We start from the raw sequence: 17478 nt of genomic DNA, 5'->3' as shown, positions 1-17478 counted from the left end.
AATGGCCGTTCTGAATAAGAGCGTCGAAATCACGCCTTTTTCTCTTCTTTACCATCATTGTTTTTGTTCGCAATTTTCGGCTGTTCAGAATGGCCGAAACGCTTCTTCGTGGCCTCCAGGACGCGCTTTTCCGTCTCCTTCGCATATCCACGATATGCGGCCGCCGTCTTGTGCTTCGACAGCACTCGACCCTGTCCTTCGGTCAGCCCGCTCTCTTCCAATTCCGTCATCCCGCCATGCCTGCACTTATCCAGGCTGAAGCCGACCGGGATTGATTCGCCATCGTCGCGAAGCTTGTCGGCCATCTCCCGAACCTCGTGGGCGAGGTAGGTCCCGTCACCGAACAGCACCCCGTTCTTTTTGCAGACAATAGAGGTGCCGTAGCGCGGCGTGTGGGCGAGGATCTTCTCTGCGTCTTCATAAAGCTTGACGAGTTCTCCCGTCTCCTCGTCGAGATATTCGAGCGGGTGCAGGGCGAGCTCGTCTGTCTTCCGGTGCTTCAGGCGAATCTTGTCGGGGTGATCGGAAGCGCGGTAGCCGGTCCACGGCGCATAGCCCGCGCCGATCGAGGAGGGGCGCATGAGCCACTCGAAGGCCAGCACGGCAGCCGCGGCCAATTCCCCGCGACCGTTTGCGATCGCGCCGTTGGCGAAAGCATAGACAGTCGCCCGGTCGACATGACCCTTGGTCTGCTTCTTCCGCCTCTTGAGGGTGACGCCTTCCCAGGGATTCGGCGTGTCGGCTCTAAATAGCTCCGGATGATGTGGCTGGATTCGCTTCCACATCGCCTTACAGTAGGTGACGACTTTTTCCCCTGTCCGATTGCCTCCGTCGCCCGAAAACGCTTGGTAGACCTTCTCTGCCGTGCTGACGGCGATATTTATGATCTTGATGTCACCGACGCGCAGCTCTTCGCCGGTTGATTCCCGCTTGATCTTCGTATCGCACACGCGATCGAGGACGCGCTTATAGTCTGGGCGACTGAACTCGGCCACGCGCTGAAGGAACGAATCGTGCTTCAGGTAGGCGTTCTGGAGCCATTCGACAGTGCCGTACGTTGACAGCGGCTCGGCCGGCGCCATCGGGTTTCGTTCTGCTTTCCAGGCATCAAGGCGGTCGTTCCACACGTTCGCTGCGGCGATCAATTCATTTTGCGGAAGGTTCTCGCCCAAAGCTGCGCTCAGGTAGGGGCAGCCGGCTTTCCGGTAGAGGCTAGGGCAGGTCCAGTAATAGCCGGTCGAGCCACTGGCGAGCGTCTTGAACGACGTGTACCGCGGCATTTCCACAGGCACCATTAGTATGCCTCCGGCACGCCGCTTACGCTTCCTGGGTCGATCGCCCTGTCCAGATCGATCTTCCGCCACGCCCTGAACTTCCCTTTGCCTGTGCCGGTGTCAATGAACGGCTTCGGCCATATTTTTCCCACGCGGCTCAAGAAGGCGTCAACCGTCTTCTCGCCGGCATAGGCGGCCGCGTGCTCGTCCCTGAGGACAGCAGGCCAGCAGCCAGTGGGGATTTCAGCGTGCTTAGTCATTGTCTCCCCGGTTTCCACAGGGGTTTTCCACAGGCGCGCTCCCCACCATCCCCTTCGAGGGAGCGGGGGTGCTGCGACCATCGGAACGGCAGCGTTCGGCGGCTGAACGGGTGGAAGAAATTTCATTATCCCCGACATTTTGCGGATAGTATTCTGCGGGTGGCCGCTCATCATTACCGGGCGCTGAGAACGGGGTTTCGTTACCCACAGCGCAGGGAGACGAGAGGTCGCGTGGAAACGGCGCTCGTCTCCCGCCCAGGTCGGTTGCGTTGGCAAGGGCGGCTTCCGGATAGATCTGGACAGATCCGGGCTCGCGTTCACTCTCCACTGCGTAGCCGATTGGCGTCAGCTCCGTGCTGTAAAAGCCGACGACGCGACCGTGCCACGAAGTGCCCTTTGTCTTGCGCACTCTCGCGCCGAACGCAAACTTGCCATTCAGCACATGTTCTGCGAGTGCGGCCGGCCCTGTTTGTTCTCCATCTAGTTGATCTACATTAGGGGGTTGCGGCGCAACTTGAACGTTTGGCGAACGCGAAAGGCCAGCCGTTGGGGTTGCGGACAGCGGCCAGATAGTGACCGTCTCGCCGTGATCGAGCGCTTCGCGGACCAGCCAGACGATTTCCTCGTCTGTTTCGAACGGAACGTGAGTTCGGCAAAGGTGGCCGTCGGCATCGCGGCATTCCGCCTGCCAGCCGGCCTTGCGGATCTCTGCGCTCGTTTGGAGATTGACCGGGTTCGGGTTTTTCATCGGCTTATGATCTCCCCAGTGCGCCGGTCGACGACCTCGCCGGACATCAGCTTTTTGAAACGGTTGTTGGAAAGACGAGACGGGCCGGCCTTGATGCCGAGGTGCTTCTTGCGCACTCGGGCGATCTTCGCCTTGACGCCCATTTCCATGGCGGTCTTTGCCTTGTGAGGTTCCTTCAAGGCTGGCGCCAGATTGCTTTCGCGGTGTTGCCCACCGAGGATGAGCGAGTGAATGTGCTCAAGCTCCCAGGCTTCGCCCGTAGCGATCTTGCGGCCTGTGAGGTGGCAGATGCCGTCATGAGCATCGAACACGCGCTGGCGGACACGATCGGGCACTTTCTGATCGTCGTGCTTGGCTATCCACTCAGGGACGGAACGGCTCATGTGCGCCTCCCGCTGAACCACGGCATAAAGCGCTCGATGATCGACTTGCGTGTCGGTCGGTTGCCGGAGGCGGTCTCGCGCTTTAATTGGTCCAGCTTCTCGGCGACCTTCTCCCGATTGGCGAGGGTGCTGGCGCGGGCGTGGGGCTTGGACCGGAGGTATTCGGCTGCGGTTCTCATGGTTGCCACTCCCATTGATGCAGATATCCGACGAACTCGCCGGCGCCGTAGCGCTGCTGAAACCAGCGGAGCATCGCGGCGTAGTCGACGAACCCATCTAGGCGGGCGAACTCATCCCGGTCTCGGTGAAGACCTTCGACGTTCCCCAAGGTGATGCCACTGGTCCGGATGGCGACGTAGGTGACGCGAGTGCAGATCGGGTCGTCTTCCGTCAGCTTCCGGCAATGCGGCGTGCGCTGGCCGGTGTAAAGCTGGATGCGATCGCCGACATTCGCGCGGCGGGTCTGGCGGATGGTCTGGCGTTTTACGCGCCGCTCAACCGGGCCGGAGAATTCTTCGGCAAAATTGAAAGCAACCATTATGCTGCACCTCCCGTCTCGAAGGCGCGAACCTCATCAGCGTTCGGAAGCTTGATGCCTTTCGTCTCCCCGCACGATGAGCAGGCGGCCCGCTTCATGAGCTTCGCGGCCTTGCCCAATGGCATTGGAAGCTTGGCGACGAGGAACACCTGCGAGCAGGCCGGGCACTTTCCATAGAGGGCGTTGCTCACGCTTCACCTGCCTTTCCCTTCGCCATCAGCCGCTCAAGCGGCGACATGTGGCCTTCAACGGCCTTCGCCTTCAGAGGCGGCAGGCCGAACTTTTCGAGGTACTTTCGGGAGTGCTTCGCCCAGACCTTCTTGCCCCAGCTTGTCGAGGCGAACTCCCAAGGGCGAGCGGCACGCAAGGCTTTCTTGCGGGTGGCGAGGTCGGCATCTGCCGGCAGGTTCCGGTGAACCTCGCCGACGACATGAGAAGCAGTCTTCTGCCAGTCGATCATGATGCCAACTCCGCATTGGCGAAGGCCAAGATCGCCGGGTTATAGGCAAGCTCTCTCAACTTCGCGCAGGTTGCGGGATTCTGAAGAACGACAGGGCCGGTATCGCCATCGATGTGGCCGCGCTCCGGCGCGACCGCCATCGGCTCGACGAGCGAGCGCAGGACCGGGAAGCGGATCAAGATCCCGCTCTCGACCGTCGTGTAATAACTGCCGCCCTTCATGACCTCGGCTTCGGTGTAGTCACCGGACCAAACGAGCGGATAGGCATAATTGGCGTTGTTCGGGCGCCAGAACGTCACGTATGGGCGCCAGCTCCACTCGGGGCGTAGATCGCAGATGAGGAAGGGGCGGATCATGCCGCTCTCCGCTTCAAATCTTCTGGATTGGTGAGGATGAGACCCTGCTCGGAGAAGTGCCGGTGCACGGCGTCGAGATAGGTCGTCTTCTGGCGCGTCGTCATGATGCGGGTGACCCCGAAATCAAACGGCACCATCATCAGCTTCAGCTTGTGCTCGTAGGGCAGCGGCATGATCACGGCGTCATATTCCGCCTTGAACACGTCGTTCTCGTTCCGGAGGATCGGCACGCCGAAATGGAGCTTGCAGTAGCCGCGAACCTCTTCGGGCGACTGGTCGGCGAGCTGCGCCGAGATCTCCAACACCCACTGGCGCTGGAGCCGGTTCTGGTCGCTGGTCCGGTGCTTGCCATCGGTTATGGAGCAGGTGAAGGGCATCGTCTTGCCCATGATGTACTTCACCAGCATGTCGCGGGCTTGGTCGGTATCGACGATACGGTTGTTGGTGCCCACGCTAGCGAAAGCTGAGCGAGCCGGCGCGTCTTGATCGCGAAGGCTGCGTCGATCATGTCGGCGTGGCCTTCCGTCTCAAGCACGGCAGGCGCGTCGAAGTCGTTCCAGATCTCCTCGACGTCGGCCTCGTCCTTCGCGCCGCCCAAAGCCGTTTCGATCTCGTCGAGGAAATCACCGAGAACAAACTCGCTCTCGCTGGCTGGCTGTTCAGTCACCGGATCGGCCTCGATCGTCTTGGCGGACGGCGGAGCAGGCGGCTTCGGAGGCTTGGGAGGAGTTGGCTTGCTCTCGACCGATTCAGCCGGTGGCGTGATGTCGCGCATAGCTTCGGCTTCGGCGATCTCGCCCACTTCGAACTCGTCTCGGATACCGCCAAGAACGTCGCCGAAGAGTTCGCGAAGGCAATAGCCAGCCGCGCGCCATGCCAGCATGCGCTGCGGGAAGCGGTACCATGGGCTATCGTTCGGCTTCTCCTCGTTCTTCTTGTCCCACTTGTTCCACTTCGTGACGACAGCCTTGGTCTGCCAGAGGCCAGCGCGCTTGGCGTCAGCCTGGGAGAACTCGACGCGCTTGTCTTCGCCGGTATCGAGGCGCTTGGCCTCGCAGAAACCGACCATCTTGCCGCCTCGCTCTTCGCAGCCGGTCCGGAGATAGGCGACCTTGCCGGACATGCGCACGACGTTGATCAGGCCATCGCCGTAAAGAGCAGGCCGACCGTTGATGACGGTGAAGCTGCGAAGGCTGACCATAGGCTTGAGGCCAAGCTCGGCGCCGGACATGATAGCGACGGCTACGGCCGCTGCGGCTGGTTCGCCTTCTAGTTTGCCGATGAGCGCTGCCGGAGCGAGGCCAGAGGCGACCACGGCTCGACCGATGCGCATAGTCTCCTCGAAGGTCTGAGGCACGATGGCGAGGACATTGCCGCCGCCGGTGAGAGTTGGGACATGACTGTTCATGCCTTTTCTCCTTCGGCTTCCCGCTCGACGACGCGAACAATCTTCTTCTGCGCCATCTCGGATGCGGCCTTGATCGCCACGACCTCGACCGTGGTTTCGCCACGCGCGGTCTCGACGACGACCTTGTCGCCGACGTTGACGGTCAGTCCGGTCGGAATGAAGTAGTCGTAGGTTTTCTCGTCCTTCTGCCACTTGAACTTGATAGCGGCGACGAGGAGTGATGTTGCTTCGGTCATTAGGCCGCCCTCTGCTCGCTGCGGATCGCCATGCCGGCCAGTTCGACGCCGGAACGCGCCGCACGGTTGGCAAGGGTCTCGACGACTTCCTTGATCTCTGCCCGGTCCTTCAACGCCATGAGGAGTGCGTCGAAGTCAGTAATTTCGGCAAAGACGAAGGTGCGGAGCGATACCTTTGCACCGGTCCGGCCTGCCGAGGCGTTGCGGGCCTGAGCATCCCGCTCCGCTGCTGCCGCCTGTTGGGCTAGGCGCTCAGCCTCGGCCGCCGCATCGGAAGCGGCGTTGTTGTCGTTCTTCGCGGCTGCCTGCTCGGCTGCGACACGGGCTGCGTCGGCTTCGTGCTGGATGCGATCGGCTTCGGCACGGGCGGCTGCCTGGCGCTCGCGCTCTTTGCGCGCTTCCTCCTGCAGGAAGGCGTCCATATGGCGCTTGAGCTTCTTGCTGATCGCGTCCGGCTCATCCTTGAGGGCGCGCCATTTGTCGTCGACCGATCGGCCGGCGTCGAGGTGAGGCTGCTTTTCGACTTTATGCAGGTCGGTCGCCTTCTTCGCGATCGTCGATAGGCGCTTCGACCAGATCGCGGCCCGGTCGGCTTCCGCCTGCGTCGTGATCGGCTTCTTCATAAAGGCTTCGGCCTGTTCGCGCTCGGCGGCAAACTCGACCTGCAGGGCTTCGAAGGGGTCGGTCGGCAGGTTGTGGCCGATGGCAGGAGTTTCCGGCTCGTCATCCCAGCCAGCGCCTTCGATAGCCTTGTTATAGGCCTCGTAGCTGATCGGGTTGCGGCAGCACCATGTCCAGATGTCAGAAGCATCGACCTGATGATCGCCGCGCATCGCGTGCCACTTGCCATCCTCAAACCAGATGGCGACCGGCTCCCACGGCTTGTCCTTGAAGCGGGTGCGGTAATAACCCTGCTGAGGATCGCCGTCGTGGATCGGGCCGATATTGCCGGCGAGGGCGTTCTGCCACCAAAGCCAAACGTTCACTTCTGCCATGTCAGTTGCTCCTGGTTGGAAAGCGCGTCCGCCTTGAGCTGCTGCTCGGTCGGCGCGAAAGAGACGAAGGTGAGGACGCCGACGGCGGCCAAGGTGAGGATGAGGGTGATTGCCTTGCTGACCGCAGCGTGAAGGCGGGTGTATCCTTCGAGGACAGGCTCGGCGCGGGCGTTGATTTCAGCGAGGCGGGCTTGGATGTCGGTCATCACTCTTCGCCCCGCGTCGTCTTGAGAACGGTAGCTGCAGCCTCAAGCGCCGCTGTTGCGCACTTCGGGCAAAGGTCGGTGAAGTCCAGCCGGTCCTTGCCGCCGTAGCTATCGGTGGAGCGAGAGCCTTCGATCTTCAGCGAGCCCCAATCGCGAGGCTTCTGGAACTTCTTATTTGCGCTCGGAAACTCCGCCTGCTTGTCGACCGTCAGGCCACAGTTGTCGCAGGAGATGCGAGGGATGATGTTGACGTCGGCCATCAGATCCGAGCCCCCTGAACGAGAGCGGACTGAAGCGCCGGAACCTCGCCGCGGAAATCAGCGGTGCGGCTCGGCAGAGCCTCGACGAGCGCGTCGAGCTGAAAGCAAATCTGCCGAAGCTGACGCTTCTCCTCTTCGGTCGGGCAGGCTTTGGCCGCGTCATAGGCCAGATTGTTCAAGGCACGGATTGCTTCTGGATAAGTCATGCCCTCACTCCTCAGGCTGCAATCTTGGTGATGAAGGCACGGGCAACCGGGCCGAGGAAGGCGAACACGCCTTTCCACTCGATGCGGCGGCGCTGCTCTGCGGTGTGGCCGACAAGCTGGTCACGGAAGGGGATCGGGGCCATAGCCTCGACGAGCGAGCCTGTCAGGTCCAACCCTTCGGCCTTCTCGCGGAGATCGTGAGCTGCGCGGAGGTATTCGACGTACCGGGCGGCAGACTTCGGAGCGCCCTTGCCGGACTGATGCAGCGACCGGACTTTGCCGATCACTTCATTCAGGCACTTGATGTTTTCGCGGAGGGCGGTCGCCGTCAGATCTGCGTTGCTCATCTCGTCCATCCTCGTCGCCGTGGCGTTTCGTTGATGGTTGGAGAATAAATCCAACTTAAAATCCAGTCAAGCGGGAATTGGATTTATTTTCCATATTAACGAATCGACTCGACTCACTCCGATCGTTCTGGCTTCATGGGAACGAAAGGAGAACGTTTATGGGGTTAGCAGCAGTTAGATCGCAGTCGCCGATGCGGCTGCATATCCGGTGCGAGAACTGCCTTCGGGAGGGTTCACAGGTTCTGGAGGTGCCTTCGGACACCTATGTTCCGAACGACATGTGCGACCTCGCGCAGGAAGGATATTTGGATCACGTCCAGTTCTTCTGCGCACACTGTGAAAGCTCGATCGGCAAGCTTTTTGCAATTAGTGGTGGGAGGATTGAATGAGTAGAGAAGTGTTGAGTTTTATCATCGTGCCGCCGTTTGCGTGGCGGGCGGCCGTAGCGGCTGCGAAGGACCGACTGGAGAATTATCTGTCTCACCGGTTCCCAGGCTACGACTTCAAAGTCGGTCCGTTCGCCCCCGTCGGAGATGACGAAACATTCTGCGTCCTGCCGATCATGAATTTCGTGGGTGATGACGGCAAGAGCTACATGTGCGACCAGCCGGCACGCTGGCTCCTGCAGGATATAGCGAACGCATGCAATGAGTTCGATCTTAAGGGTAGGCGGAGTTTCGCCGCCTAGAATCCTGGCATCGTATTGAGGACCATACGGACGAGCCCTATGATCTCGACAGTCACACCGTCGTCAGCGTCGAATTGGCGCTGAACGACAATCGGCTTGTGCTTTGGATTGTTGGACCGAGGATGGAACTCAGTCCGGTCCTCATAGATCTCGATCTGCTTTACTGACCATTCGCGCATATGGCCGCCGTCGCGGGTCCGCTGCACGACGACGACCATTCCATCGCGAAGCACGACGCGGCCCGCGATATCCTCATAAGCTGTCGCGACCACAGTATCGCCTGGCATAATCGGGCGAGGGCGCAGGTCATTCATGCTGTCGCCTTCGACGTCGAATGTCAGCTGGCGTGCGTCAGGAAATTTCTCGTCACGCGGGACTGTGATCTCTTCCGGCTCCGATTGGTCGAACTCATCGACTTCCCGGAACAGACTAGCGGATACGATGCCGACTTTCCGAGCCTGCACCCACTTCGCCAATGATGGGGACACTTCAGACTGGGGTTCGAGAACGACGCCATCTCGAAGCCAGACACGCGACCTGCCGATCGCGTCAGCCAGCTTGTCGATCACATTCCCCCGCGGGTTATCTGTCTCGCCTCTGAGATATTTGTTGATGCTATCGTAAGAGACGCCGGAACGCTTCGACAGCTCGGCCTTGTTCCAGCCGAGCGCGTCCATTTCCTGCTGAAGTCTTTCCCACCATTTCATGCCGCGATCATACTTTGGGATTTTTTATCCGTTTTGGATTTATCATCCATTGAAGTTGGATTTAAAATCCTGTACAGATGAGGAATGAGCACGTTCCGAACCATCCCCGAGATTGTCAAAGACTGCGGCGGGGCCCGCCGTATCAGCGCGGCGAGCCTGAGTGAGAAGAGCAAGTGGCCTCTTAAGATCGACGCCATATACAAGTGGTCGATCACCGGTATCCCTGATCGCCATTGGACGCTCCTCATGTCCCTAACGGACACGAGCGCTGAAGAACTGCATGCGGCAAACTGCGCCGTTCGAGGCGTCGAAGCTTCGGAGACCGCAGCATGAGCGCCGACAAGCAACTCAAAGCCTATATCGACCGCGTCCTTCGCTTGAAGGAAGAGCAGGACACGATCGGCGACGATATCCGGGAAATCTATGCCGAGGCCAAGGCCGAAGGCTACGACAAGACCATCATGGGCAAGCTCGTCGCCCATCTGAGAAGGGAATTGAAGCAAGGTGCAGGCGCGGTTGCGGAAGCCGAAAGCATCTTCGACACGTACCTGCATGCATATCAGCGCGCATCTGGCACGCCAGTTGCTACGCACACGCATGCACCCGAGGCCCACGATCCGGAAACCGGCGAAATCCTCGAAGACATCAACCCACGCCTCGCCAAGCAGGTCGTCGACGGCATGCAGACCGAAGCCGGTCGCGCCGCGCTGATCGCTGCTGTCGATATCCTTATCGAGCAGGAAGAGGCGGAAGAATCCCGAGCGAACGTCGAGGAGGGGGCTGCGGACGAGAGCGCCGCAGTTTCTGATGATCCGGCTAGTAGGACCTCTGAGGACAGCGAGCGTCAGCGCGCCTCGATGGTCGGCTTTGCTGACGATTGCCGAACCGGAGGCAAAGAGCAGTCGGCTGCGGCCGCTGCACCGGTAGGGGATGCTGGCGCTTATGCAGAAGGCATCCCCGTCTCGAATGGAAGCCGGCCCGCGGATCCGGCGGGTTCCGGTGGCGACCCGGGCATACCAAGCTCCGATGATAGCGGCGTAAAAATGGAAACGGGATCGAACCCCGTTCCAGGCCGGCGCGACGTCAAGTCGCTTCATAGCAACGCTGAATCGGAGCGAGCCACCAACACCAATTCCGAGATCGATCCAAATGAGGATCGCAGAGAAGGCCATAGCCTCGACGGGAACGCCGACGCCAACGCAGGAGGCGGTCATGTAAACGCGCAGAGTGAAGCCGCACAGAGGGCAGGGGCTCTCGTCAAACCTGCTCCTGCCCACAAACCTCTTCGTCCACTCTGCCGGAACCCTGGAGAACACTGCGGCGGCTATGGAAGCACGCATTGTGCCTCCTGCATCCGTGCGTCCAAGCAGGCTGAGGTGGCGGCATGAACTTCACCAACCACAAACAGCAACCCGGCCCATCCCGCTCCGAACTGACGTCGATGATCATCGACTTCACGGCAAAGGGCGGCGAGGTCCGCACCTTCAAGCGCGGCCATAGCAGTGAATGGCTCTATCTGCGGGATCTGTTCAGGAGCTTCGGCTACGAGCTGAAGACGGACAAATCCTTCTACATCGTCAGGAAGATTGACGAGAAGGGCAGGCCGAAGCGCCTCACCCGCGTCCAGGCCATCCGCGAGATCGATCGTGTTCTCGTCGCCAACGGCCTTCAGCCATTCATGATCACCAAGCATGAGTTTCCGGAGGCGCGCACATGACGCCCTCCGCTCAAAAGATCGTGTCGGCTCTGAAAGACATTCAGGCACGTCGGTATCGCTCCATCACCTTCACCGAGGACGGCACGGTCATCATCGTCGATGCCGAGACCGGGAAGTCTGCATCGGGGCGAAATCTCAAGGAAGCAGAAGCCAACTTCAGGAGCGCAGCATGAGCATCGTGGTTTTCGGCGCGATCTACCTCTTCGGCATCTACGCCATCTACAGGCACTTAGCCGGCACGGCGCCCCACTGCGACGAAGATGGGAACCGTATCGTTGTCCCGTTCCGTCGCCGACATCCAGCAAACACGAACTGACGGTCTCACCCCCTCGGATCGTCACGACTGGTCCCGGTCTTCACCTCCCAAGGCGCCGGGACCAGTCACCCTTATGCGGATCCGCTTATTCGCCAGTCGCATGACGACGGCTTGAGTGGCGGAACCAAGACTTTCGAAAGACGCAGGTGACGACGGCGGATCGCCAGCTGCAGCAGAGCCGACTGACGCGGCGGATGTGTCGGCTCTGCGGAATGGAATGACGGTTGGCCCGAGCGGCGGACCAGACGACGGGACGGATGTCCCTGCCAGGATATCAGCCCCGTCGTCATCAATATCGGTCCTGCGCATTCGTGTGCTCCTTCGACAAGAGCAACTTTGCACAGGGCGAGAACCACATGTCGGAAAAGTCACCCGGAAATTCGGGGAAACTAAAACAGGGCGTGAGTAGGCAGATGGATGACGTAGCAACAGCGAATTTCTTGATCGCGGAGATCGGGGCGAGGCGCCACATCGGCGACATGTTCCGCACTGCCTGCCGGGAATTGCGGGCGCGATTTCCCCACCGCGAAGACCCGGAAAATCAATGGACAGAACGCCGCCTGCGGGGGTGGTGGAACAACGAGAGCCGTACCGTGAGGCACTTCCAGATGGTCGAGCTTTACGAGACGGCAGAGGCACTAAGGAACGCGAGGGACAGCCATGCCGAATACAAAGCCAAGACCGAGCGTCTTCGTCAGATGGCTCAGCTTCGATCGGCGGCACGCTCTGGCGATGTGGCTTCGAGATAAGGCAGCCGGCCTGGCCGAGTGGGTGTGCCCCGAATTGACGGACGAAAAATGATGCAGCACTCGCTTCCCCTCATTCTCCCACGGACCAGCGCCACCCGATCGCTTCGCGTTCTCGTGGGATGCGAGTTCACCGGAACGGTCCGGAACGCTTTTCTCGATCGTGGTCATGATGCATGGTCTTGTGACCTTCTCCCGGCAGAGAACGGCAGCAACCGACATATTCGAGGTGACGTACGCGACTTCCTCGCCGACGGCTGGGATCTCCTCATCGTAGCTCACCCACCGTGCACGCGGCTTTGCCGCTCTGGCCGCCGCTGGCTGTCCGGTCCCGGGAACATGACCCCTCCGAAAAAGCTGCCAAACGGTCGCACTTGGGAAAGCATGAAGGCCGAGTTCGAAGACGGCGTTGACCTCTTCGTCTCGTGTTGGCGGGCGCCGATCGATCGCGTGGCCATCGAAAATCCGGAAATGCACGATCTCGCCAAAGCCCGGATGCCGAAGGACCTTCCGCGTCCCCGGATCGTCCAGCCGTTTTGGTTCGGCCACCCGGAATACAAGGGAACGGGCTGGTATCTCAAAAATCTTCCATCGCTTCAGGAAACCAGTCGCCTACGCGAGCCCGAGAAGGATAGCGACAACTGGAAGACTTGGAACCGGGTCTGGCGCATGTCGCCCAGTGCCGATCGAGGCAAGGAGCGCAGTCGCTTCTTTCCCGGCATGGCGTCGGCGATGGCCGATCAGTGGGGCGGATATGCCTTCGAGCAGTTTCAGTTGGAGGCTGCATGACCGATCCCTCCGAAATGATCGCCTGGCTAGATCGCCGCATCGCCTCCGCCATGACCTGGCTAGACGATCACGGCAAGGGCTCAAAGCGTCCTCGTCCTCAGCACGAGATCGAAACCAAGGAATACGACATCGCCAGATTTGAAGAGATCAAGGCGGCGTACCTGAAGGCGATCGAGCGGAAAGGGCAGGCGGCATGACCTGGTTTTTCGACCCGCTCCTTCCTCTTCACTACGAGCATATCGTCATTGATCCGCCGTGGGGATTCGACCTCTACAGCAAGGAGGGGGCGAAGAAATCAGCGCTGGCGAAATATGAGCTGATGAACGATGCGACTATCCTGGCGCTTCCGGTCGGAAAGCTCGCTAGCATGGATTGCCTTCTTTATTGCTGGGCGACAGCTCCACAGCTTCCATTGGCTATCCAGTGCGTCAAGGCGTGGGGCTTCGAGTACAAATCCCTTCTCGTTTGGCGCAAAACGACACCCGCCGGCAAGATCCGAATGGGCACGGGCTACCGTGTCCGAACGACCGGCGAGGTGATCGTCGTCGCCACGCTCGGCAATCCGAAGCAGGCAGCAATCCCCCAGACCATCTTCGACGGTATTGCTCGCGAGCACAGCCGCAAGCCTGACGAGTTCTACTCGCTTTGCGATCGCGTCATGCCGCATGCGCGCCGCGCTGACGTCTTCGCTCGGGAAAGCCGCGCCGGCTGGCACTCTTTCGGCAACGAGGCGAGTAAGTTCGACGAGGTGGCCGCATGAAGCTCGCGGGATATGAGGCGCAAGCCTTCAAGGCATGGAAAGATTGCCAGGAGGATTTCAGCATCCTCGGATTTAAAACGGTCGCGTCACGCGCCGGGCTTGATCCGAAGAAGGTGCGCCGTGCGGTGCGCGGCCTCGCTCGCAAAGGTCTTGTCGAATTTCATCGGGTTTCTTGGACAGATGAAGGGGTTCCATGCGGCGCAGGCTACGGCTTGACGAAGGCCGGCCTTGATCTCCGCGAGGTGGCCGCATGATGTCAATGGATGCTGAAGCCCGATCAACGCCTAAGGATGCCGGCTTCCTCAGCCGCGCGAATGAAGGCGAGCTTTGCTTTTTCTCTGGCGACCTTCCCATCGATCGAGGCCAGACAGGCTCGCCGAGCAGCCGAAAAGGACTTCCCTCCTTTTGTGGGCCAAGAGGTCATCAGACACGCCATAGCATCCCGCGTGCTGCCAACGCTCCGGAAATGATCGGAGTTTTCGATCATCAATTCGATTGGCTTGTCCCACAGATCGTCGCTCATCTTTTCACCTCAGAGGTATTCACCGCGGAAGAAATTCGCAGCCAATCCACTCGTTCCGGCAATCGGACTGAGGTCCCTGGTGCGTATGCGACTAAAGGCCGGGGTGTCCGACTATGACCTTCCTCGAAGCCTTCACCAAGTTCGGTCCTGACGTCGAGCGTATCGCCGAAGCCCTCGGCATCACTCCTCCGGAAGCTGACCGCCTCATTAACGAGGCAATGGACCGCCGGTATCAGAAGCGCGTCGAGTATCGCCGGAGGCCGGCATGAGTAACCGCGCATGGATGCCGCTCCACATAGGCGACTATCTCGCCGATACCGGGCACCTGACGGCGACCGAGCATGGCGCCTACCTCCTGCTGATCATGCACTATTGGCAGAACGGGTGCTTGCCGGAGAACGAGCGCATCATCGCTCGCATCGCCAAGCTTTCACCAGAGCAGTGGGAGGAGAGCCGGGACATGCTCGCCATGCTCTTCGGCGCCGGCTGGACACACAAGCGCATCGATGCCGAGCTTTCGAAGGCTGACGAGATCATCGAGAAGCGCCGTGCCGCCGCAGAGTCCCGTTATTCGAAGGGGAAAACCCAGACATCAGATGCAAATGCAATGCATGTGCAGAGCAAATGCAGTGATACGGGCGTGCCACCTTTTACCGATAACCAATCTTCCTCTCTTCGTTCGGAAGACGCGCGCGGGCCGGATTTCGAAATCTTCTGGGATGGTTTCCCAAACAAGACCGGCAGGCCATCGGCGGAGAAAGCCTTCTCCCAAGCCATCAAGCGCGCCAGCCTCGACGAGATCATGGCCGGTGTCCGGGCCTATGCGGCCAAGACCGACGACCGCCAGTGGTGCTCACCGGTCAAGTGGCTTTCCGACGACCGCTGGAAGGACCAGCCGGCAAAGCCGCCCGACAAGCCGCCTCCAAAGCCGAACGGCATCGCTCACCTGCAAACCACGCAGTCGCGAGCCGAATACCTAGCCCAGGAAATCGAGCGTTCGAACCGGAGTTTCAAACGATGATCGCAGCCAGACAGTTCACCAGCGCAGCCGAGATGCGAGCCCACTATGCGGCGGTGCATCAGCGCTGCTTCAATCCGGTGGTCGTTCCGCCGGAGCCCGTCGTCATCGAAGCGGCTGGCAGGTTCGTGACCAAGAAGGTTCCTCTGTGGCTGGTGAAGGACATCCACTTCGACGCGCACCTCGTCGAATGGCGGGACCGCGTCGGGAACCGGCCGTTCGCCTATCTCAAGGACCGGTGCAGAGAGCTTGATGTTCTCTATCGCGACATGATCGGACCTGACAGGCGCCGCCCGACCGTCCAGGTGAGGCAGCAATTGATCTGGGAGCTGCACCACAAGTTCGGCATGAGTTTCCCGGCTCTCGGTCGCCTGTTCGGAGGCCGTGACCATACAACGATGCTGCATTCTGTCCGCAGGGTCGAAGCAAAGCGGGGTGAGGCATGAGCAGCGTCTTCTCTGCCGATGAGGTGGTTAACCTCGCGAAGCACCAGACTGCCGGCACCTTCCACCCCTTCACCTGCGCCAACCGTGGAGATGGCAATCACCGAAATCTCTTCGGCGATGTCGGCGCGCTCGTGCCGACCGTACGCGGCTGGGTCTGCCCCTTCTGCGATTACACCCAGGGCTGGGCTCACGGCTTCATGAAAGGCGGTGAGGCATGACCCGCTTCGCCCGTGTCGATCTCGACTGCGTTGCCCCGCTTTACCCTTCCGACAAGGTTGCCGGCCGGGTGGCATCCCGCGGCGAGCACTTCGAGTTCACACCGAACGATGCCCACCATTCTGACCTTCCAATCCAACTCAGGGCGGCAACCCCGAGGGAGTTGAAAGACCCAAGCTACCGAGACCTGACCGGCGTCAAGGTCGGTCGGCTGTCCGTTCTTGGCTTGGCTGCGTTCTCGACGCAGGAAAACCGGCGGTGGGTCGTTCGCTGCGTCTGCGGCTCCTATGAGGTCAAGAAGTCGAAATACATCAGGAAGTGCGTGTCTGGCGAGATTGGCGAGACGCACGAGGCAATGTGCCTGTGGTGCCTGAAATCGCGAAAGCTGCAGCTCGGCTACCACGACAAGGAGAAAGCCGCAGCAGCTGCGCAGGCGATCATGGAGGCGGCGCGATGAAGAAGTACGCCTCGATCCATTTCGCCTGCAACGATGGCGATGACGGTTCGTTTGCCGGTAGGGTTGCTGCTGCCGCTTATGCCGAGAACGATCTTGAGACCAACGGCATGCGGGAAGTGAAGTTTACTGTCGGTGAAGACTTCATCCGCATCCACCGCCGTAATTTTAAGATCGTCGGCCACTCCTACTGGGTCGGGAATTGGTGCTGGGACGCTTTCCGCATGAAGCGCGGTGAGGCGAAAAGGCTCCTCGCCCATCTTCGAAAGAACGGTTGGCAGTGCACCGGCGGCCGCGTTCATTTCGGCAACTGGTGGGACAAGGGGAGCCCAGCGTGACCGAAATCCCCGCCGAAGACATCAAGGTCGAGGTCTATCCCATCCCCGGCATCCACCATCGCGGCGGGCAGCACGTCGGAACATGCCCAGGCGTCCGCATCACGCATCTGCCGAGCGGTATTCACGCCTACGTCGACATCGGCAGATCCCAGCACATCAACAAGATGATCGCCATGGACATGATCCTCTCGGCGATCACCCACCCGAAATTTCGATAACCGAGCGGCGGCTCACGAGAGGAAATGAAAATGGCGGCGATTAAACTGACAGAGCAAGACCTGCGAGACTTTAGCGATATCGTCGCGCAAAGGCGAAAGAAGCTCGCCGGCCGCGACTGGTACGCAATCCGAGCTGCCCCCGGCACGCAACGCATGGCCCGCCATATCGATGACGCTCCGATCCATCGCGTCGGCGAAAGCATCATCGAGCGCAACCTTCGAAACGAGGGCATCAGCGTCTATATGCCGGCCTATTGGTACGAAGGCATTCACCACCGCAACCGCAAGATCATCCAGCGCCGTCTACCGCTGCTTGTCGGCTATGCCTTCGTGAACCTCGAAAACATGAACTTCGAGAAAGTGCGCGATGTCGATGGCGTCGTCTGCTTCCTACGGTCAGAGTTCGGGCCGATCCGGTTCAGCGGAGACGATCTTGCCGTCATCGCAGCCGAAGAGCTGACGCGCAGGCAGGAGTTCCGACGCGAACGGATCACCCGCATTCAGAAGGAGACCGCCAGCCAGGCGATGCAGCTCCGCGGCAACCTTCGCAAGATACTACCCAAGGGCAGGGGCAATCGCATCAACCTCAAAGATCAAGCTCTTCTCACCATCAAGGACATGAAACCTGAGATGCAGAGCAAAGTCATGGGGATGTTGCTGCAATTGGAGGCGTTGGAAGCCTACGAGGGCCTTGAAACCGTAGATCGTGTTGCGTAATATCCAGCCCAAGGTGATTTGGGCTGTTCTGATCGCGGACCTCTCTAAGAGGGAATACTCGCCGGGCCCCGGATTGGTCATCACCGCCAATCGCACAAAAAGAACGCTGCCAAAAATTGAGATCGGACGGCTTCCGGTTGAAATAATA

At 60.1% G+C, this 17478-nt stretch carries 36 protein-coding genes and 1 pseudogene; 18 read left to right on the top strand and 19 right to left on the bottom strand.

The genetic code is table 11. The features are described from left to right. Window positions 1-29: 29 nt before the first annotated feature. The 17 genes and pseudogenes from AB4Z13_RS16195 to AB4Z13_RS16115 form a co-directional block, all read right to left on the bottom strand. Window positions 30-1295 (bottom strand): hypothetical protein, encoded by a 1266-nt coding sequence (locus AB4Z13_RS16195; protein ID WP_442206330.1) that lies wholly within the window; start codon window positions 1293-1295, stop codon window positions 30-32. Further along, window positions 1295-1534, bottom strand: coding sequence for a hypothetical protein (locus tag AB4Z13_RS16190; protein WP_442206329.1), 240 nt, complete (start codon window positions 1532-1534; stop codon window positions 1295-1297). The genes AB4Z13_RS16195 and AB4Z13_RS16190 overlap by 1 nt, the downstream gene beginning before the upstream one ends. A gap of 274 nt (window positions 1535-1808) precedes the next feature. Next, window positions 1809-1976, bottom strand: a pseudogene (locus tag AB4Z13_RS16185) (hypothetical protein); the annotation flags it as partial. Between the two features lie 302 nt (window positions 1977-2278). Beyond that, window positions 2279-2665: an HNH endonuclease gene (locus AB4Z13_RS16180; RefSeq protein WP_442206328.1), complete on the bottom strand. Its 387-nt coding sequence runs from the start codon at window positions 2663-2665 to the stop codon at window positions 2279-2281. Next, window positions 2662-2844 (bottom strand): hypothetical protein, encoded by a 183-nt coding sequence (locus AB4Z13_RS16175; RefSeq protein ID WP_442206327.1) that lies wholly within the window; start codon window positions 2842-2844, stop codon window positions 2662-2664. The genes AB4Z13_RS16180 and AB4Z13_RS16175 overlap by 4 nt, the downstream gene beginning before the upstream one ends. Beyond that, window positions 2841-3203, bottom strand: a complete 363-nt coding sequence (locus AB4Z13_RS16170; protein WP_442206326.1) for a hypothetical protein — start codon at window positions 3201-3203, stop codon at window positions 2841-2843. Before AB4Z13_RS16170 ends, AB4Z13_RS16175 begins: the two co-directional genes overlap by 4 nt. Further along, entirely contained in the window at window positions 3203-3394 is a 192-nt protein-coding gene (locus AB4Z13_RS16165; RefSeq protein WP_442206325.1) for a hypothetical protein, read from the bottom strand. The genes AB4Z13_RS16170 and AB4Z13_RS16165 overlap by 1 nt, the downstream gene beginning before the upstream one ends. Next, window positions 3391-3663, bottom strand: a complete 273-nt coding sequence (locus AB4Z13_RS16160) for a hypothetical protein (RefSeq protein WP_442206324.1) — start codon at window positions 3661-3663, stop codon at window positions 3391-3393. Before AB4Z13_RS16160 ends, AB4Z13_RS16165 begins: the two co-directional genes overlap by 4 nt. Then, window positions 3660-4019, bottom strand: coding sequence for a hypothetical protein (locus tag AB4Z13_RS16155; protein WP_442206323.1), 360 nt, complete (start codon window positions 4017-4019; stop codon window positions 3660-3662). The genes AB4Z13_RS16160 and AB4Z13_RS16155 overlap by 4 nt, the downstream gene beginning before the upstream one ends. Continuing rightward, window positions 4016-4471: a hypothetical protein gene (locus AB4Z13_RS16150; RefSeq protein WP_442206322.1), complete on the bottom strand. Its 456-nt coding sequence runs from the start codon at window positions 4469-4471 to the stop codon at window positions 4016-4018. The genes AB4Z13_RS16155 and AB4Z13_RS16150 overlap by 4 nt, the downstream gene beginning before the upstream one ends. Then, window positions 4417-5427, bottom strand: coding sequence for a hypothetical protein (locus AB4Z13_RS16145; RefSeq protein WP_442206321.1), 1011 nt, complete (start codon window positions 5425-5427; stop codon window positions 4417-4419). Before AB4Z13_RS16145 ends, AB4Z13_RS16150 begins: the two co-directional genes overlap by 55 nt. Continuing rightward, a complete protein-coding gene (locus AB4Z13_RS16140; protein WP_442206320.1) occupies window positions 5424-5663 on the bottom strand; it encodes a hypothetical protein in 240 nt (79 codons plus the stop codon). The genes AB4Z13_RS16145 and AB4Z13_RS16140 overlap by 4 nt, the downstream gene beginning before the upstream one ends. Continuing rightward, window positions 5663-6658, bottom strand: coding sequence for a hypothetical protein (locus AB4Z13_RS16135; protein ID WP_442206319.1), 996 nt, complete (start codon window positions 6656-6658; stop codon window positions 5663-5665). The genes AB4Z13_RS16140 and AB4Z13_RS16135 overlap by 1 nt, the downstream gene beginning before the upstream one ends. Beyond that, entirely contained in the window at window positions 6646-6864 is a 219-nt protein-coding gene (locus tag AB4Z13_RS16130; RefSeq protein WP_442206318.1) for a hypothetical protein, read from the bottom strand. Before AB4Z13_RS16130 ends, AB4Z13_RS16135 begins: the two co-directional genes overlap by 13 nt. Beyond that, a complete protein-coding gene (locus tag AB4Z13_RS16125) occupies window positions 6864-7124 on the bottom strand; it encodes a hypothetical protein (RefSeq protein ID WP_442206317.1) in 261 nt (86 codons plus the stop codon). Before AB4Z13_RS16125 ends, AB4Z13_RS16130 begins: the two co-directional genes overlap by 1 nt. Then, complete coding sequence (locus AB4Z13_RS16120; protein ID WP_442206316.1) at window positions 7124-7330, bottom strand: hypothetical protein; 207 nt, start codon at window positions 7328-7330, stop codon at window positions 7124-7126. The genes AB4Z13_RS16125 and AB4Z13_RS16120 overlap by 1 nt, the downstream gene beginning before the upstream one ends. 11 nt (window positions 7331-7341) lie before the next feature. Beyond that, window positions 7342-7677 carry a hypothetical protein gene (locus AB4Z13_RS16115; protein ID WP_442206315.1) on the bottom strand — a complete coding sequence of 112 codons (336 nt, stop codon included), beginning with the start codon at window positions 7675-7677 and terminating at the stop codon, window positions 7342-7344. 385 nt (window positions 7678-8062) lie between these two features. On the opposite strand from AB4Z13_RS16115, the gene AB4Z13_RS16110 reads away from it, so the two are divergent. Next, a complete protein-coding gene (locus AB4Z13_RS16110) occupies window positions 8063-8365 on the top strand; it encodes a hypothetical protein (RefSeq protein ID WP_442206314.1) in 303 nt (100 codons plus the stop codon). On the opposite strand, the gene AB4Z13_RS16105 is transcribed toward AB4Z13_RS16110, so the two are convergent. After that, complete coding sequence (locus AB4Z13_RS16105) at window positions 8362-9072, bottom strand: helix-turn-helix domain-containing protein (protein ID WP_442206313.1); 711 nt, start codon at window positions 9070-9072, stop codon at window positions 8362-8364. The genes AB4Z13_RS16110 and AB4Z13_RS16105 overlap by 4 nt on opposite strands. A gap of 329 nt (window positions 9073-9401) precedes the next feature. On the opposite strand from AB4Z13_RS16105, the gene AB4Z13_RS16100 reads away from it, so the two are divergent. The 9 genes from AB4Z13_RS16100 (at window position 9402) to AB4Z13_RS16060 (ending at window position 13654) form a co-directional block, all read left to right on the top strand. Beyond that, on the top strand, window positions 9402-10460 hold the full coding sequence (locus AB4Z13_RS16100) for a DUF2312 domain-containing protein (protein WP_442206312.1): 1059 nt from the start codon (window positions 9402-9404) through the stop codon (window positions 10458-10460). Beyond that, window positions 10457-10789 (top strand): hypothetical protein, encoded by a 333-nt coding sequence (locus AB4Z13_RS16095; RefSeq protein WP_442206311.1) that lies wholly within the window; start codon window positions 10457-10459, stop codon window positions 10787-10789. The genes AB4Z13_RS16100 and AB4Z13_RS16095 overlap by 4 nt, the downstream gene beginning before the upstream one ends. After that, window positions 10786-10962 (top strand): hypothetical protein, encoded by a 177-nt coding sequence (locus AB4Z13_RS16090; RefSeq protein WP_442206310.1) that lies wholly within the window; start codon window positions 10786-10788, stop codon window positions 10960-10962. The genes AB4Z13_RS16095 and AB4Z13_RS16090 overlap by 4 nt, the downstream gene beginning before the upstream one ends. Continuing rightward, window positions 10959-11105, top strand: coding sequence for a hypothetical protein (locus tag AB4Z13_RS16085; RefSeq protein WP_442206309.1), 147 nt, complete (start codon window positions 10959-10961; stop codon window positions 11103-11105). Before AB4Z13_RS16090 ends, AB4Z13_RS16085 begins: the two co-directional genes overlap by 4 nt. 356 nt (window positions 11106-11461) lie before the next feature. Next, window positions 11462-11854 (top strand): hypothetical protein, encoded by a 393-nt coding sequence (locus AB4Z13_RS16080; RefSeq protein WP_442206308.1) that lies wholly within the window; start codon window positions 11462-11464, stop codon window positions 11852-11854. Between the two features lie 381 nt (window positions 11855-12235). Then, window positions 12236-12640, top strand: a complete 405-nt coding sequence (locus tag AB4Z13_RS16075) for a hypothetical protein (protein WP_442206307.1) — start codon at window positions 12236-12238, stop codon at window positions 12638-12640. Next, window positions 12637-12837, top strand: a complete 201-nt coding sequence (locus tag AB4Z13_RS16070) for a hypothetical protein (protein ID WP_442206306.1) — start codon at window positions 12637-12639, stop codon at window positions 12835-12837. The genes AB4Z13_RS16075 and AB4Z13_RS16070 overlap by 4 nt, the downstream gene beginning before the upstream one ends. Continuing rightward, window positions 12834-13400, top strand: a complete 567-nt coding sequence (locus tag AB4Z13_RS16065) for an MT-A70 family methyltransferase (RefSeq protein ID WP_442206305.1) — start codon at window positions 12834-12836, stop codon at window positions 13398-13400. Before AB4Z13_RS16070 ends, AB4Z13_RS16065 begins: the two co-directional genes overlap by 4 nt. Continuing rightward, on the top strand, window positions 13397-13654 hold the full coding sequence (locus AB4Z13_RS16060) for a hypothetical protein (RefSeq protein ID WP_442206304.1): 258 nt from the start codon (window positions 13397-13399) through the stop codon (window positions 13652-13654). The genes AB4Z13_RS16065 and AB4Z13_RS16060 overlap by 4 nt, the downstream gene beginning before the upstream one ends. 23 nt (window positions 13655-13677) lie before the next feature. On the opposite strand, the gene AB4Z13_RS16055 is transcribed toward AB4Z13_RS16060, so the two are convergent. Beyond that, a complete protein-coding gene (locus AB4Z13_RS16055; RefSeq protein WP_113324066.1) occupies window positions 13678-13923 on the bottom strand; it encodes a DUF982 domain-containing protein in 246 nt (81 codons plus the stop codon). Window positions 13924-14036: 113 nt separating this feature from the next. Between AB4Z13_RS16055 and AB4Z13_RS16050 the strand changes: the two genes are divergently transcribed. The 8 genes from AB4Z13_RS16050 to nusG are packed head-to-tail and all read left to right on the top strand — an operon-like array spanning window position 14037 to window position 17330. Next, window positions 14037-14192, top strand: coding sequence for a hypothetical protein (locus tag AB4Z13_RS16050; RefSeq protein WP_442206303.1), 156 nt, complete (start codon window positions 14037-14039; stop codon window positions 14190-14192). Beyond that, window positions 14189-14944 (top strand): YdaU family protein, encoded by a 756-nt coding sequence (locus AB4Z13_RS16045; protein WP_442206302.1) that lies wholly within the window; start codon window positions 14189-14191, stop codon window positions 14942-14944. Before AB4Z13_RS16050 ends, AB4Z13_RS16045 begins: the two co-directional genes overlap by 4 nt. After that, window positions 14941-15387 (top strand): helix-turn-helix domain-containing protein, encoded by a 447-nt coding sequence (locus AB4Z13_RS16040; protein ID WP_442206301.1) that lies wholly within the window; start codon window positions 14941-14943, stop codon window positions 15385-15387. Before AB4Z13_RS16045 ends, AB4Z13_RS16040 begins: the two co-directional genes overlap by 4 nt. After that, window positions 15384-15605, top strand: coding sequence for a hypothetical protein (locus tag AB4Z13_RS16035; RefSeq protein WP_442206300.1), 222 nt, complete (start codon window positions 15384-15386; stop codon window positions 15603-15605). The genes AB4Z13_RS16040 and AB4Z13_RS16035 overlap by 4 nt, the downstream gene beginning before the upstream one ends. Further along, window positions 15602-16060 carry a hypothetical protein gene (locus AB4Z13_RS16030; RefSeq protein WP_442206299.1) on the top strand — a complete coding sequence of 153 codons (459 nt, stop codon included), beginning with the start codon at window positions 15602-15604 and terminating at the stop codon, window positions 16058-16060. The genes AB4Z13_RS16035 and AB4Z13_RS16030 overlap by 4 nt, the downstream gene beginning before the upstream one ends. Then, entirely contained in the window at window positions 16057-16395 is a 339-nt protein-coding gene (locus AB4Z13_RS16025) for a hypothetical protein (protein ID WP_442206298.1), read from the top strand. Before AB4Z13_RS16030 ends, AB4Z13_RS16025 begins: the two co-directional genes overlap by 4 nt. Continuing rightward, window positions 16392-16613, top strand: coding sequence for a peptide chain release factor family protein (locus AB4Z13_RS16020; protein ID WP_442206297.1), 222 nt, complete (start codon window positions 16392-16394; stop codon window positions 16611-16613). Before AB4Z13_RS16025 ends, AB4Z13_RS16020 begins: the two co-directional genes overlap by 4 nt. 30 nt (window positions 16614-16643) lie before the next feature. Next, complete coding sequence (gene nusG, locus AB4Z13_RS16015; protein WP_442206296.1) at window positions 16644-17330, top strand: transcription termination/antitermination protein NusG; 687 nt, start codon at window positions 16644-16646, stop codon at window positions 17328-17330. Window positions 17331-17478 lie beyond the last annotated feature (148 nt).

The sequence above is a fragment of the Rhizobium sp. YAF28 genome, from assembly GCF_052113285.1.
Classification (GTDB): domain Bacteria; phylum Pseudomonadota; class Alphaproteobacteria; order Rhizobiales; family Rhizobiaceae; genus Rhizobium.
The sequence above is the reverse complement of the archived record's forward strand: the minus strand, read 5'-3'. Positions and strand labels throughout refer to the sequence as shown.